The 246-nt window shown below is 70.7% G+C and carries 1 protein-coding gene; it reads right to left on the reverse strand.

From position 1 onward, the window contains the following. A partial coding sequence (locus E4V01_RS25985; RefSeq protein ID WP_193763322.1) for an MBG domain-containing protein occupies nucleotides 1–246 on the reverse strand: 246 nt, incomplete at both ends.

Here is a 246-nt window from a genome sequence, read left to right on the forward strand (position 1 = left end):
CGCATAGCTGCCGACGTCCGAGGTGGCCGTGGCCGCCGTGGCGAGGGTGCCCGACAGGGCCGCGCCTGCGCCTAGCGAGGTCGTGGTGTAGGTCAGGCTCGGGTTGGCCTCGCCGTAGAGGCGCGACTGTCCATTCGCCGTGACCGTCACCGGTCGCTGGTCGATCGTGAGGTCGGCCCCCTGATAGGTGACGGTGTAGTTGGCCGAGGCGGCCAGGCTGCCCTGGCCGATCGCGTAAGCGCCGAT

This window comes from Methylorubrum sp. Q1 (assembly GCF_004683995.1).
Lineage (GTDB): Bacteria > Pseudomonadota > Alphaproteobacteria > Rhizobiales > Beijerinckiaceae > Methylobacterium.